Origin of the sequence: Adlercreutzia rubneri (assembly GCF_009755265.1) — a bacterium.
Classification (GTDB): Bacteria; Actinomycetota; Coriobacteriia; order Coriobacteriales; family Eggerthellaceae; genus Adlercreutzia; species Adlercreutzia rubneri.
The window spans coordinates 98,786-113,455 of sequence record NZ_WPOO01000004.1 but is presented as its reverse complement, the minus strand read 5'-3'; the positions used below and the strand labels follow the sequence as shown (position 1 = coordinate 113,455).

Genomic DNA, 14,670 nt, shown 5'->3' with positions numbered 1-14,670 from the left:
CCGTATGTCCGCAGCAGAATTATGTCCTGCGATGATAACACAGAGTCAGCAGCCGGCGCGAAAAATCGTGCGGATGCGGGCCGTTTTAGAGAATCCGCAGATCAAAACGGCTCATATGATCCTCTCCCCTCAGAATAATAGTCCCAAATCATAAGCCTCCTATGAAGGGGGACGATGCGCGCCTCCGTAGAATGGCGGCCGTAAGGCACCGTCCTGTCAGCGTCCCGGGGAAACCGGCGAGGGCGCGGAGGTAGCGGGCGCAACGCACAGCGCCAGCCTTCCGCCGAGTCGGGGGACAAGCCGCTCCATTTCGGTGCAGGAGAGAAACGGCAAAGGAAAAGGAAAGAGAGAGGTGGGGATTTTATGGCACAGCTAACCATGTCGCGTCGCAACTTCATGAAGACGATGGCTATCACCGGTGCGGCTGCAGCAGTAAGTTCCTCGGCGGTCGCGCCCATGCGAGCTCTCGCCGAAGATGCCGACGCTACCGCTGGCGAGCTGAAGCACGTGCGCACGTGCTGCCGTGCTTGCGGCAAGGTGGAGTGCGGCGTCTGGGTGACGGTGCAGGACGGCAAGGCCATCAAGGTCGAAGGCGACGAATCGGCACCCCAAAGCCGCGGCCATTGCTGCGCGAAGTCGCAGTCGTCCATGCATGCGGCCTATCACCCCGATCGTCTGCGTTACCCCGTGAAGCGCACGAACCCCAAGGGCTCCGATGATCCCGGTTGGGTGCGCATCACCCTGGACGAGGCCTTCGAGCTGTCGGGCCAGGGCCTGGGCGAGGTCGTCGATAAGTACGGCGGACAGTCCATCTTCGTTATGTGCGGCACCTCGCGCGTGTGGTCGCTTGGCCCCTACCAGGGCATGAAGCAGCTGTTCGGTACGCCGAACGCGCACTTGGCCTACCAGGTCTGCAAGGGCCCGCGCCACTGGGCAGGCATCATGACCGACGAGATGGGTTCCCCCTGGATGGAGGTGGAGGCCGAGCCGAAGGTGTACCTGCAGTGGGGCACCGCCGTGGAGTACTCCAACTACGACACCACTAACCGCACCATTTCGGACGTGGCCCCGCATGCCACGGCGCACATCTGCGTCGATCCGCGCGTGACGCCGCTTTCCAAGGAAGCCGACATCTGGCTGCCGCTGCGCCCCGGCACCGACGGCGCGCTGGCGCTCGGCTGGTTCAACTGGATCATCGAGAACGAGGCCTACGACGACACCATGGTGCGCCGCTGGTCCAACGCCACCTTCCTGTTCTGCGACGACAAGCCCTGGAAGACCGAGGGCTGGCTTGTGGAGGGCAACGGCGGCATCGACATGCGCACGAAGCTCATCACCGAGGCCGACATCATCGAGGGCGGCAAGTACCAGCGCTTCATGGTATGGGACGAGAACAACAACCGTTTGACCTACTGGGATGCCGAAGAGGGCAAGTGGGAAGGCGAGATGCACAAGATCCCGACCACGGGCTCCTTCATCGAGCATCCGCTCGAGGGTCTCGTGGCTCCCGGCTGGCTGCCCGACCCGTCGGTGTGGTGCGACCCGGCCGACGCCAAGTTCGACGCCTATTGGGATGAAGGCAACGAGAAGGGCAAGGTCACGAATCCGGCCGGCCTGCCCAAAAAGCCCGCGCTGTTCCCCGGCGAGGTGGCCGTTACCCTGAAGGACGGCAAGACCTACCAGTGCCGCACCGTGTGGGACGGCTTCCACGATCTGACGAGCCAGTACACCTGGGACAAGGTGGAGGAGATCACCGGCGTGCCCGGCGAGAAGGCCGAAGAGGCCGTGAAGGTGTGGACGACCCGCGTCGATCCGCGCCACGGCAACGGCGGCATCCACTTCCAGCTGGCCACCGACCAGAACGGCAACTCCATCCAGAACTGCCGCGTGCTGCAGATGCTCTCCTGCGTGACGGGCAACTCCGACGAGCCCGCCGGCAACCGCGGTTCCTGCAAGAGCCAGTTCGACGGCAACCCGGGCCGCTCCAACATGCAGAAGGCGGCGCCGTGGGGCGATGCTGCGAAGGTGTGGCCGGGCCGCGACTACTCGCTGGAGGAAGTCGCCAAGCACATGCAGGACTTCGTGCAGTACCTCATCGACGAGGACTCCCCGCTCGCCGAGCGCTACGGCAACAAGGTGCCCACCGACGAGGAGGCCATCGTCATCGCCAAGCGCATGGGCGGTGCCATGCTTCCCTCCCAGGGCTGGCCGAACCCGACGACCATCTTCATGCGCCAGGCCGGCCAGGTGGACGCCGATCGCTTCCCGCTCAACCGCTTCTGGGCTCGCTGGGCCGACGCGAACTGCATCTGGGACGCCTGCCTGCAGGATCCCGATTGGTCGCTGGCCATGGAGAACGAAAACAAGGAAGTGGGCTACAACGTCAAGGAGACCCTGTACGCCCTGCACGGCGGCGTGTGCCAGTCCGGCGACATCATGAATATGGGCAACATTGCCCGCGCCTGGGACGCCACCACGCAGCTCGACTTCTTTGTCGACATCAACCTGTGGTTCTGCCCCAACAACGGCAACGCTGACATCATCTTCCCCTGCCAGCATTGGATGGAGCTCGATTCCACCCGCGTCTCCCAGGGTTCCGGCGGCATGTTCGGCTGCTGCTGTGCGGCCATCGAGCCTCCGGGAGAGACCATCTATGACCCCGACTGGAACGTGGGCATGTACAAGGCCATGGGCGTGCCGTGGAACACGAAGGATCCGGACGCCGCTCCGGCCGAGAACCTCAACTATGCGCCGCAGTGCCAGACCTTCATCGACAAGTGGACCGAACAGCTGGGCGACGACTACGACGCCTCCGGCGCGCCGAGCTACCTATGGCCCGACCACGACCGCGTGCTGAAGGACAACGTGGACAAGTGGTGCACCGCCGAGTTCCCCGAGGGCCCCACCTGGGCCGAGGCCAAGCAGTGGTTCACCGATCACGGTTGGATGGACTGCCGCGAGTGGCATCCCGAGCGCTGGGGCACCTTCCGCCGCCACGAGATGGGCTGGCGTCGTCAGCAGGGCGGCTTCAACCTGTTCCCGCTCGTGGACTTCCATCCCGGCTTCATGACCGCCTCCGGTTTGGTGGAGATCTGGTCGCTCGTGTGCGAGGCCTACATCTGCAACATGGGCGAGGTGCCGGAGGGCTCCGACAAGTGGGCGCACTCCGACCTGCCGCAGTTCCAGGGCGACGACGACCGCTTCCCGATCTACCGCGAGCCCACCGACTCGCCGGTGGTGAAGCCCGAGCTGTACGATGCCGCGCTCGTTGACCAGGCCGATGACACTTACTTCATGAACCATGGCTACAAGGACACCCTGAAGGCCATGCCCGACAACATCTTCCTGATGACCACGGGCTCCCGCCAGCCCACCTACTTCCACTCCGAGCATCGCCAGCTGCCCTGGTGCCGCGAGGTGTGGCCGTCTCCCCGCATCGAGATGAACCCGAAGGATGCCGAGCGGTTGGGCCTCAAGCAGGGCGACTGGGTGTGGATCGAGACGCCGTGGGGCAAGGTCCGCGAGGTGCTCGATCTGTACTACGGCATCTCCCAGGGCGTGGTGAATGCCAACCATGCCTGGTGGTTCCCCGAGTTCGACACCGCCTCTCACGGCTTCGAGCTGGTGGGCATCAACGTGGTGAACGACCCCTACGGTCAGGACACCGTCGGCGGCTGCGCCACGATGCGCTCCACCCCGACCATCGTGTACAAGGCCACGGCCGAGAATTCCCCGTTCGGCAATCCGGTTCCGTGTGATCCGAATGGCGTCGAATGTATCCATGATGCCTCCGACCCGCGCCTGCGCGAGTGGGTGCCCACGGGCAAGGGCGTGCGCGCCCGCTTCGAAGGCGAACCCGAGTGGGATGGGAGCGTGATGTAAGATGGCTCGCTACGCTATCGTTACCGACCTGAACCGTTGCGTGGGCTGCCAGGCCTGCTCGGCGGCCTGCAAGACCATCAACGGCGTTATGCCCGGCGATTTCTGGATCAAGACGCTGCGCATCGGCCCCACCCCCAAAGAGGGCGGTTCCGGCGACTGGCCCGATGTGGAGATGTACTTCCTCCCCATCCAGTGCCAGCACTGCGAAGATCCCGAGTGTGTGAAGGTGTGCCCGACCCAGGCGTCGCACGTGACCGAGGACGGCACGGTGCAGATTGACAAGGACAAGTGCATCGGCTGCCAGTTCTGCGCCATGGCCTGCCCCTACGGCGTGCGCTACCTGAACGAGGAGGAGCGCGTCGTTGAGAAGTGCACGCTCTGCCAGCAGCGTACCGCCCAGGGCGAGCTGCCCCAGTGCGTGGCCCAGTGCGGCTCGCGCGCCCGCTTCTTCGGCGACTTGGACGAGGGCTTGGAGTCCTTCCAGGCTTTGGCGCCCACCCATGATCTGGCGACTCCCTACGAGGAGATGATGCAGAACCGCACGACGCTCGGAGAGTGGGTCGAGCCCTTCACCGAGGCCGATGTGTACCATCTGACCGACACGGGCAACGGCCCGAAGCATTGCTACATCCTGCGCAATCGCAAGTGGCAAGGAGAGGAGTAACGAGGTTCCGGCGGCGCTAACGCGCCGTCGGACCGCTCGACGCTGCGGCTCCGACAGGCACCTGGCCTTGCCCCTTGTTTCGCGCACGGCGTTGGCCAAAGCCAACTTGGCGCGAAGGCGGGGCAATTCCAGGCGCCTGTCGGACCCTCGCTGACTTCCTTGGGCATACCTATGATTAGTTAGGAATTGATTATGGAATTACAATGGCCTCTTATTCTGTTCACGACGCTGCTCGCTTGGGCGGCGGGCGTGTTCGGTGCGCAGTGCCTCTACGCGCTGCGCGGGCAGGGCACCCGCGCCCAGATGCCGGCGCTCATCACCTCGGCCGTGCTGCTGGTCGTGGGCGGCATCGCGGTGTTCTTCCATCTTGAGCACTGGGAGCGCATCTTCAACGGCTTCGGCCACCTGAGCAGCGGCATCACCCAGGAGCTCATCGCCATCGTGGTGCTCGCGGTGGTCATGGTGGTGTACTTCGTGTACCTGCGTCGCGGAGGCGACGAGGCCAAGGTGCCCGCTTGGCTCGCAGCGGTCGGCCTAGTGCTGGCCGTGGTGCTCGTCGCCGTCATGGGCCACTCCTACATGATGGCCTCGCTGCCCGCCTGGGATTCCGTGCTGCAGATCGGCTCGCTTCTGGGCGCGGCTTGCGGCTTCGGCCCGGCCACCATGGCGGTGCTGTGCGCCGTGAAGGACGAGTCGCTCGACTATACCGCCAAGGTGAACGTCATCGGCCAGATCGTGAACGTGGTGCTTGTGGTGGCCTACCTCGTCGCTATGCAGGCGACGGTGGGCGCCTACACCCAGGTGGACTTCTGGTTCGACCCGACCCAGCCCACCATGGACATCGCTCCGACGGGCGTCACCGAGCCCCTCTCCGGCGCCTCGCTGCCCTTCTCGGTGGTCGCGCTCATCGCCGCGGCGTGCGGCGTGGCCGGCGCCTTCGTCGGCAAGGCGAAGAAGGATTGGAAGGTGTGGGGCGCGGTCTGCGTGGCCTGCGTGCTCGTGAGCGCGCTCGCCCTGCGCGTCGTGTTCTACATGACCGGCATCTCCATCTACCCGTTCTTCTAGAAGCAGATGGGGCGCGTGCCCGTGCGGCGCGCGTCCTAGCTTTGACGGACAGGCTGTCCGAACGGACTCAGCTTCCCGCAAAATGTCACAACTGAGAAGGCCTCCCCAGCGGGAGGCCTTCCTTGCGTTCGGAGATGGTGCGCGGCTTAGATGCGGCCTAGCTCAGCTTGCTGCCGAGATCTTTGACGGCGGCTACCTTGTCAGGCACCGTGTCTGAGCTGCCTAATAGTTGAGGCCGAAGGCCCACAGCGGCACGACGTTGGCGAAGCCGTACTCGATGTCGTCCTTGACCACATATCCCTTCTCCGCATTCTGCAGCTGATCGAAACCTTTGCTCTTGCCGCCCACCTCGAAGGTGATGCCGTCGATTTCGAAATCGGATACGGGGGATGCTGTCACCAGGTGGTTGACGCGCATTTGGTTGAAGAAGAAGGTCTCGCGAATCGTCCCTCGGTCGGAGCTCTCGTCGCCGAGGTTCATGAGGATGTTGGGATTGTCCAGATACACTTTCTCAACTTTACCGAGAAGGTTGATGGACGAGCCGGATTGCCTGAGCCGGGCTATCATCCCCGCTTTCTCCATGAACATGAAGTAGTCCTCAAGATTGTTGCGGCTCACCTCGATCTTGCCGGCAATGCTCGCCATGCTCGGCTTGAAGGGGGCCATGGTGCTTATGAGGGCCATCAGACGTTTGAGTTTGCGGCCGGTCGCGGCGTTCATGTTGGCGAATTGCGGTATGTCCACTTCCAAGGTGCGCATGATCACCTGGCCGAGTTCGATCTCGAATTCGGGATCGCTTCCAAACGGGTAGTAGCCGCTTGCGAGGTATTCTCTGAAAAGGGGAAGGGGGTGCTCGACTTCTGGGATTGCGGCCTTGTGGGCGAGTATCTCCTCGAGCGTGTAGGGCTCGCAGCTGATGTTGTGGCGCATGGCGAGAAACTCTCGGAAGGAGAGGCCCTGCAGGTGGTACTTGGGTGCCCGACGGCTGAGGTCTGCCTCGCCTTTTTCGATGTCGAGCACCGAGGAACCGGTGAAGCGCACGTGCAGGTGGGGGAAGGAATCGTAGATCGCTTTCAGTTCGCGTGACCACTCTTCGTATTTGTGCACCTCGTCGATATAGAGAAAGGTGCCGCCGTTTTTCGAGAAAGCCTCGGCGGTATCGAAGAGCGTGTGCTCCGAGAAGTACATGCTGTCGGCAAATACGAAGAGGGACTCATTTGTCTGGTCGCTGTTGAGGATGTGCTGAAGGAGAAGGGTCGTCTTGCCCACGCCGCGAGGGCCGACAATGCCGAGCATGCGGCTCTCCCAATGAATATGCGGGTAGAGATACCGAACAAATTGGTTCGGCGTGCTAGCGAGCAGTCGATACATATTTTCATAGAGCTGATCCACGGGTGCCTCTTTCAATATTGCACTCATTGAGTGCAATATTTTAGCATATTCTGCACTCAATGAGTGCAACTTTCCTTTTAACTCTTTTAGGTTGCTCTAAAAGTTTTAGGTCGCTTTAACTCATTTAGCGAAGAAAGGCCTCCCAGTTGCGGGAGGCCTTTGAGGTCGCAGGAACGCTCTGCCGGTTGCCGCTAGCCCAGCTTACTGCCGAGCTCCTTGGCGGCGGCTGCCTTGTCGAAGTTGCCGCCGGTGCGCTTGGTGAGCTCGCCCATGGCGCGGCCCATGTCCTTCTTCGTGGAAGCGCCCGTGTTAGCGAGCACTTCCTCAATGAGCGCCGCCAGCTCGTCGCCTTCCACCTGCTTCGGCAGGTACTCCTCCAGGATGGCCACCTGCTCGGTGAGGGTGTCGGTGCGCTCTTGGTTGTTCCCCGCTTTGATGGAGCCGTCGAGTGTCTCCTTCGTCTGCTTGATGGTGCGCTTGAGCATGGCGTCCACGTCGGCCTCGGTCACCTCGCGCCGCTCGTTTACCTCGATGGCCTTAAGCTCGGTGTGCACCTGGCGCAGAATGTCGCGCCGATGGTTGTCGCGCGCCTTCATGGCCGCTTTGATCTCATCCTGCAGCTGCTGGTATTCCATGAGCGTCCTTTCTCGGAAAATGATTGCCCTTATTATAGCGCGCTCTGCCGCTTCCCTGCCCCTCCCCGTAGGGGGCGACCTTGGTCGCCCCTCTCGACTGGCGAGATCACCTCGGTCGAGGAGGGCTGACCAAGGCCAGCCCCTACGGGACAAAGCATGCGGGGTTATGGTGGAAGGAGACTGGGGGCTATCCCTGTTGCAGCGAGCCCTTCACGATGCCGCGGGCGGCAAGGTAGGTCACCAGCATGTAGCCGCCGTAAATGACCAGCGTGAGGCCAGCGGCCATCATGATGGGGCCGACCGAGGACACGCCAATGGCGTCCAGCAGGGAATCGGACAGTACGCCGATGGCGCAGACGGAATGGCATACCGCCAGCCCCAGCGGCACGAGGAAGTACACGAGCACTTGGGCGAGCAGCGACCGATAGATCATGCCTCGGTCGCAGCCGAGCTTCCACAGGATGCGGTAGCGCGGTGTCGAATCGGACGCTTGGGAGAGCTGCTGGATGGCCAAAATGGCTGCCGTGGAAATGAGGAAGACGAAGCCGATGTAAAGTGCCAGGTACGTGATCATGAGGCGCAGCCCGGCAGACTGGGAGAGCATTTCGTTCGCCGTGAGAATGCGCGTGACCGGCCACAAGAGGCTCGCGTAGGGGTCGTCGGCGCCCTGGGCGCCCTTCTCGAACCCGCCCATGTCCCGCGGCTGCAGCGCGGCCACGATGTCGTCCAAGGCCGCGTCGTTCTCGCCGGCGGTCTTGCCGTTGTCGGCGTACATCACGTTCAGGTACTGGGTGTCGGGAATGCAGCCCTCTGCGCGCAGGGCTTCCACGGCCTCGTCGGGGGTGATGACGACCAGGGCCGTGGCCGCCATGGCGTTGTCCTCCAGCTGCGTGTCGTACAGAGGGCCGGCCAGCGCGTAGTCGGTGCCGGCGATGGTCACCGTGGGAGCCGCATCCAGCACGGCCTGGGCCAAGGGCGTCACCATGTCCATGTTGTTCGCCAAGGCGCAGGTGCCCGCTGCCAGTTCCACGGGATCCTGGCCTTGTAGGGCGCGGGCGCCGTTGAAGTCGGAGAGCGATACCACGGTGAGATGCGTTGTGCGTACGGAGCCCAAGTCGTCCAAGCGCAGTGTCGACGGATCAACGCCGGTGGCCTCGGCAGCGGCAACGAGGGGGTCGTAGGTCATATCCGGGGCTGAATAGGCGCTCACCTGGGCGAAGGCACCTACGGTCTCGGCCCACAGCTCCGGTGCGGCCTCTTGCAGGGCGGCGGCCATATCCCAGTTGTAAGCTTCCGCCTGGGACAGGCGCTCCGGTGCCTCGGCCTCCATCTCGGCGCGGCGCTCAAGCGGGTTGCCCGACGAGGAGGTCTTCGACCCGTCGGGTCCGTACCACACGGCCGCCTCCAGGGTGGCGGAGTAGGGGTTCGCCGCCTCAGTGCCGCCAACGAACACCTCCACGAGCCCCATGCCCGAGGAGAACACGGTGATGGAGAAGAACAGCAGAACGCACACGGCCCATAGCGACAAAAACGCTGTGTTCACCTTGCTAGCGATCTGGCGCACGGTGAACAGGTTCAGCTTGCGCAGGTACACGCCGCGCAGCCGCGTGAGCACGGCAATGGCGAAGCCGGCGAGCGACCAGAAGAACAGCAGCGATCCCACGAGCATGGCGATGGTGGCGCGGATGAACTCGGGCTGGTCCAGCATCACCAGACCGTTTTCGATGAGCTGCTCGTAGGCATAGACGAGGATAGCCACCGCTGAGACGAACCCCACGAGGCAGACCCACGGGTTGCGCACGCCGGCGCGCTCGTTCTTCTCGCCGGCGCGGATGAGGTCGATGAGCTTGCAGCGGCTCACGGTGATGGTGTTGAAGGCGGCCACCACCACGTAAATGGCAGCGAAGCAGGCGAGCGTGACGAGGAAGGCGTCGGGGGAGAACACGAACTGGTAGTTGGTCATCGTCGTGCCGAACAGCGCGGCGGTGAAAAACGACAGTCCCTGGGAGAGCAGCACGCCGCAGATGAGGCCCACGGCCAGGGAAAGCAGCCCCACGAGCACCGTCTCGTACAGCACGATGCGCGACACATGGCCCGGCGTCATGCCCAGCACCAGGTAGGTGCCGAACTCCCGCTTGCGGCGGCGGATGAGGAACTGGTTGGCGTACAGAATGAGGAAGCCCAGCACGCAGGCCACCACCACGGAGAACATGCCCAGGATGTAGGTGGTGGAATCGAACACGCTGCGCGAGGCCGAGGTTTCCATATCGAAGAGGATCTGCTGGCTGCCGATGGAGTTGAACGCGTAGAACACCGCCACACCGAACAGCAGCGTGATGAAGTAGACGGCGTAGTCGCGCACCGATCGGCGGATGTTGCGCAGGGCGAGCTTAAGATACATGGCCGGCCTCCCCGCCGAGGAACGACACGACCTCCATGATGCGAGCGAAGAACGCGTCGCGGCTCTCATCGCCCCGACGCAGCTCGTTGAACACGGCGCCGTCCTTGATAAACAGCACGCGGCTGGTGTAGCTGGCGGCGAAGGCGTCGTGGGTGACCATCATGATGGTGGCGCCCATCTGGGTGTTCATCATCTCCATGATCTCCAGCATCACCGTGGCGGCACGGGAATCGAGGGCGCCGGTGGGCTCGTCGGCTAAAATGAGCTTCGGGTCGGTGACCATGGCACGGGCCGCGGCCACGCGCTGCTTCTGGCCGCCGGACATCTGGTAGGGGTACTTCTGCAGCACGCCATCCACACCGAGGCGCGCGGCCATGGCGTTCACCTTGCCGGGAATGGCGCGGGCCGGCTCGCCCTTGATGGTGAGGGCCAGCGAGATGTTCTCGAAGCCGGTGAGCGTGTCCAGCAGGTTCGAGTCTTGGAAGATGAAGCCGAGGTCGTCGCGGCGGAACTTCGCCAACTGGCGCTTCGACATGCCGGTGATATCGCGGCCGCCCACGATGATGTGCCCGCTCGTGACCGTATCGATGGTAGAGACGCAGTTCAGAAGCGTTGTTTTGCCAGAGCCCGAGGGACCCATGATGCCGACGAACTCGCCGGCGGCCACGTCGAAGCTGACGCCGGCCAGCGCGTGGGTGACCGAGTCGCGGCTGCCGAAGACCTTCTCGATGGAGCGCACGGAGAGGATTGGGGAGCCTGCGTTGACGGGGTGGCCGGCTTGAGAAGCGTGGGTTGGGTCGGCTGCGCGGTGGGCGCCATGGGCGGTGTGGGCGCCCCTTCCGCCGGCGCTGGCCGCGGAGGCGGCGCCGGCCACGTAGTTCTCGCGGGAGAAAGCGGCGGCGATGCCGTCGAGGGTCGTCGTGCCGTCGCCATCGAGGGGCACAGGCGTGCCAGGATCGGTCGGACGCGGGCCGAAGGCCGAGGGGGTGGGTTCGGTGTACACTTCGGCCATTAGTAGCTCCTCTCGGTTTTGGGCAGCTGGTGGGAGATGAAGGCTCCCACGGCCCCGATGATAGCAAGCGTCAGGATGATTTTCCCTGCAGTGTTCACGACAGTCCTTTCTCTCGGATGTGCGGCTCGCGTTCCGCCTGTTCGGAGACGGTTTGATGGATTGCTTCATCCCTCCGGAGGCGGCTACGCGGCATTCCGATTCGCTCAGACAGTCCTCGCTGGTATCGAAGGTGTCGGGGGTGTTTGCTCCCTTTCGCGTATCGCCTTCGATACCATCTGCGGAACTCGCTCGGTCGGAACGCCCCGTATCCGCCTCCTGCATTTGACGGATCGCGAGCTTGATTTCATCCTAAAGAGGAGGTGTGTATGGTTCCATCGATCGGACTTACGGTTGACTTACGAATGTGTTAGGTTGCGCAGGTTTCTACCTGTTTCTACCTGGCCGCCTCTTCTAAGCGCCGAAGAGTTCCTTGCGGGTGCGGTCGTGGGGGAAGGTGAGGATGACGCGGGTGCCGGTGCCCTCCTCGCTGGCGAGGCCCACATGCAGGCCCATGGAGGCGCACAGGCTCGCCACCAGGTAAAGGCCCATGCCCGTGGCCGAACCGTGGGCGCGGCCGACCTGACCGGTGAAACCGCGCTCGAAGACGCGGGGCACGTCGGCGGCGGGAATGCCGCAGCCGTTATCGCGCACCTCAAGTACTGTGCGGCCGCGGGAGGTGCCGGGCTCCTCTTCGCGGGCGGTAAACGTAAGCGTGGTGGCGCCGTACTTCGCCGCGTTTACGATCACCTGCCCCAAGATGAACACGAGCCAGGGCTCGTCGGCCAGCACCGTCATGGCATCCGGAATGTCGAAGGCAGGGGTGCAGCCCTTCTCGATGAGGAACCGGCTGTGGCGCTTGCAAGCCTCCCGCGCCGCGTCGGCCAAATTCACCTCACGGATGGCGTAGTCGCGCTCGACCGAGGTGGATCGCGCGTAGTAGAGGGCCTGATCCACCTGGGCTTCGATGCGCTCCAGCTCGCGGGCCACTTTGGCGGATTCGGGGCCCGGGTTGTTGGCCAGCATGAGCTTGATGGCGGCGATGGGCGTCTTGATCTCGTGGATCCACAGTTCCACGTAACGGCGGTAGGCAGCCTCATTGTCGCGCAGGGCTGCCGTCTCCTCGGCTGAAAGCTGTGCGAGGCGCGAGGCCGTATCGTAGGCGATCTTCCCGTCCAGAAAGGGCGGCTCGGCGATGAGGGAGGGAAGCACGCAAGCTTGGCGCAGCTGCCCGGTAAGGTGGTGCAATTCGTGGTAGAAAGCGGCCTTGCGGCGGTAGTCCAGAAAGCCGGCGCCCAGCGCGATGAGCGTGAGGACGTCGGCGACGAGCAGCGTGCCCGCCGAGTTCACGCCGAGGGCCGGCAGAATGAGCACGGTGCTTGCAAGGGCCAGCAGAAACGCCGCCAGACCGATGACGTTGTCGCGCACGTAGGTGGCCGGCGTGAAGGGGGCGATGGGCGTATCCGCCTCGCCTGTGCCGTGCCCGCTCATACGGCGTACCCGACGCCGCGGCGGGTAGTGAGGAAGTCCTCCGGCACGCCCAAAGCTCCCAGCGTCTTGCGTAGGCGGTTCACGTTCACCGTCAGCGTGTTGTCGTCGATGAAGGCGTCGGATTCCCACAGGGCGCACATGATCTCGCTGCGGGGTACCACCACGCCGGGGTTGCGCATGAGCGTCTGCAGGATGCGCAGCTCGTTGCGCGTGAGCTCGGCGGTGCGTCCTCGGAATTCCACGGTGCCGGCGCCCATGTTCAACGTCACGCCTTTGTGAAGGATCGTCATACCGGCGGCGGGACTCGCGCTGCGCCGCAGTAGCGCCTGCAGATGCGCGAGCAGCACGGCGGGCCGATAGGGCTTGGTCACGTAATCGTCGGCCCCCAGGTTCATAGCCATCACCTCGTCGAACTCGCTTTCCGAAGAGGTGAGCATGAGGATGGGCACCGAGCTTTTGGCCCGGATGTCGCGGCAAATGGAATGCCCGTCGGCGCCGGGCAGCTTCAAATCGAGCACGATGCAGTCGGGCTCGGCAGCGAGGGCACGGGCCGCGGTGTCGCCCCAGGTGCCCTCGTAGGCCGCCACGGCGTAGCCGGAAAGCTCCAGCACGTGGGCCAGCTCCGTGCGCAGGGCGGTATCGTCTTCGATGAGGTAAATGCGCTGGGCCATGGCTGCCTCTCTTTCGGCGGTGTTCACAGGTGCCGTCCGCGCAGGGCGTGGCGCTCGGGCATAAGGCCCAGGCGCGAGGTTCGGACGTGGGGCTCGCGCGCAAGGCTCGGGCGCGGTAGCGCGGGCGCGAGGTTCGGGCGCTCAGGCGCGACGGCAAGCATCGCAGCCCATTGTAAGCCCGCGCGCCGTCCCCGCCCCCAGCAACTTCCAACCTTACGCAACCGTAAGTTGGTTACCAGTTTTACTCGGAAGGCGTGCTCGACCGCTCGATAGTAAGCGAATGGGCGGAATTTGCCTGAGATCTTGAGTTATAAGCGTCAGCAGAAGAAAAATGCGGACGAAATTAACGAACAATGTACAAAGAAAGGGTGCGAATGTGTGAGCAGACGCTGATAACTCGTGATTCTGCGCAATTTTAAGGCTGTTCGTCGCCAATGGTGCCTCCTTGCGGCATTGCGACTCCGTCTCGGTCGGCGCGGGGAACGGATCGGGACATTCCCGCGTCATTTCTTCTGCCGCCACGACACCTACGGCAAAGGCGAGCCCGTCTACATGATCGAGCGCCGGTGTGGGGCCCATCCCGACCTCGCCGTGGGTGACGACTCCCCCTGGGTGGTGTTGAACGCCTCGGCGTGGGAGGCCTCCGCCGACCCCGGGCTGCGGGATGTGCTACGATACCTCCGGACCGGGGAGGCCGAAGGGCCCCTGTCGTCGGAGATCGACGCCCTGGTCGGCGTGTTCAACGAGGACAGGGAGTGGGTGGACCGCGTGCTTACCTACGAGCAGGAGACCGAGATGCGCTGCCGCCGGGCGCGCGAGGAGGGCCGTGAGGAAGGCCGAGAGGAAGGTCGCGAGGAGGGCCGGGAGGAAGGCGAGGCCCGGCTTGGCGCCCTCATCGGCGCTCTGCTGGCCGACGGCCGCTCCGAAGACGTGGCCGCGGCGGTGGAGGGCAAGGTGCGCCGCGAGGAGCTCTACGCCGAGCTCGGAATATGAGGCCAGCGCGCTTATACCGTGCGCATTACGCCTGAAGGCGATGCGCTGGCCGAGAAGCGCTGCGCCGCGCAGTCCGAGGTGGCCGATCGCATTCTGTCGACCCTGACGCCCGAGGAGATCGAGTCGTTGAACGTTCTCACGGAGAAGATCATCCACCAGTGCAAGGACATGGGCGCCCGCGGTGAGCGCAAGCATGGTCGCCACTATCGTCATGGCAAGGGCCGCGGCTGCCGCAAGTAGCGTTCGGCATGTCCCCGATGCCTTTTCAGATAATGGCCTCCCAGGGGCCATTATTTTTCTCAAAGATTATTCTTGACATAGAATAACTCATCGCTATAATAGATTTCGACAGAGCGGGAGATACGAACCCCCCCTCTCCTCTTCTCTCCTCCGCACGCGCCTATCCCCCCCGGGCGCCAAGGACACTC

11 protein-coding genes are annotated in these 14,670 nt (G+C 63.8%); 5 read left to right on the top strand and 6 right to left on the bottom strand.

The genetic code is table 11. The features are described 5' to 3' along the window. Positions 1-363 precede the first annotated feature (363 nt). The 3 genes from GO707_RS03825 (at position 364) to GO707_RS03815 (ending at position 5,611) form a co-directional block, all read left to right on the top strand. Positions 364-3,882: a molybdopterin dinucleotide binding domain-containing protein gene (locus GO707_RS03825; protein ID WP_157012174.1), complete on the top strand. Its 3,519-nt coding sequence runs from the start codon at positions 364-366 to the stop codon at positions 3,880-3,882. A gap of 1 nt (position 3,883) precedes the next feature. Continuing rightward, complete coding sequence (locus GO707_RS03820) at positions 3,884-4,546, top strand: 4Fe-4S dicluster domain-containing protein (RefSeq protein WP_114538615.1); 663 nt, start codon at positions 3,884-3,886, stop codon at positions 4,544-4,546. Positions 4,547-4,738: 192 nt separating this feature from the next. Beyond that, positions 4,739-5,611: a dimethyl sulfoxide reductase anchor subunit family protein gene (locus tag GO707_RS03815; RefSeq protein WP_114538616.1), complete on the top strand. Its 873-nt coding sequence runs from the start codon at positions 4,739-4,741 to the stop codon at positions 5,609-5,611. A 222-nt stretch (positions 5,612-5,833) separates the two neighbouring features. On the opposite strand, the gene GO707_RS03810 is transcribed toward GO707_RS03815, so the two are convergent. The 6 genes from GO707_RS03810 to GO707_RS03785 form a co-directional block, all read right to left on the bottom strand. Next, the gene (locus tag GO707_RS03810) at positions 5,834-7,072 is read right to left on the bottom strand and encodes an ATP-binding protein (protein ID WP_198161002.1); all 1,239 of its coding nucleotides are present in this window, start codon (positions 7,070-7,072) and stop codon (positions 5,834-5,836) included. A gap of 122 nt (positions 7,073-7,194) precedes the next feature. Then, positions 7,195-7,638, bottom strand: a complete 444-nt coding sequence (locus tag GO707_RS03805) for a GatB/YqeY domain-containing protein (protein ID WP_157012172.1) — start codon at positions 7,636-7,638, stop codon at positions 7,195-7,197. Between the two features lie 187 nt (positions 7,639-7,825). After that, the gene (locus tag GO707_RS03800; protein ID WP_114538618.1) at positions 7,826-10,039 is read right to left on the bottom strand and encodes an ABC transporter permease; all 2,214 of its coding nucleotides are present in this window, start codon (positions 10,037-10,039) and stop codon (positions 7,826-7,828) included. Then, entirely contained in the window at positions 10,029-10,787 is a 759-nt protein-coding gene (locus tag GO707_RS03795; protein ID WP_227069953.1) for an ABC transporter ATP-binding protein, read from the bottom strand. The genes GO707_RS03800 and GO707_RS03795 overlap by 11 nt, the downstream gene beginning before the upstream one ends. 714 nt (positions 10,788-11,501) lie before the next feature. Beyond that, positions 11,502-12,578 (bottom strand): sensor histidine kinase, encoded by a 1,077-nt coding sequence (locus GO707_RS03790; protein ID WP_114538620.1) that lies wholly within the window; start codon positions 12,576-12,578, stop codon positions 11,502-11,504. Next, entirely contained in the window at positions 12,575-13,249 is a 675-nt protein-coding gene (locus GO707_RS03785; RefSeq protein ID WP_114538621.1) for a response regulator transcription factor, read from the bottom strand. The genes GO707_RS03790 and GO707_RS03785 overlap by 4 nt, the downstream gene beginning before the upstream one ends. Before the next feature lie 399 nt (positions 13,250-13,648). On the opposite strand from GO707_RS03785, the gene GO707_RS03780 reads away from it, so the two are divergent. Both GO707_RS03780 and GO707_RS03775 read left to right on the top strand, forming a co-directional pair. Then, positions 13,649-14,242 carry a hypothetical protein gene (locus GO707_RS03780; protein ID WP_147272650.1) on the top strand — a complete coding sequence of 198 codons (594 nt, stop codon included), beginning with the start codon at positions 13,649-13,651 and terminating at the stop codon, positions 14,240-14,242. Positions 14,243-14,260: 18 nt separating this feature from the next. Then, entirely contained in the window at positions 14,261-14,482 is a 222-nt protein-coding gene (locus tag GO707_RS03775; RefSeq protein WP_114538623.1) for a hypothetical protein, read from the top strand. Positions 14,483-14,670 lie beyond the last annotated feature (188 nt).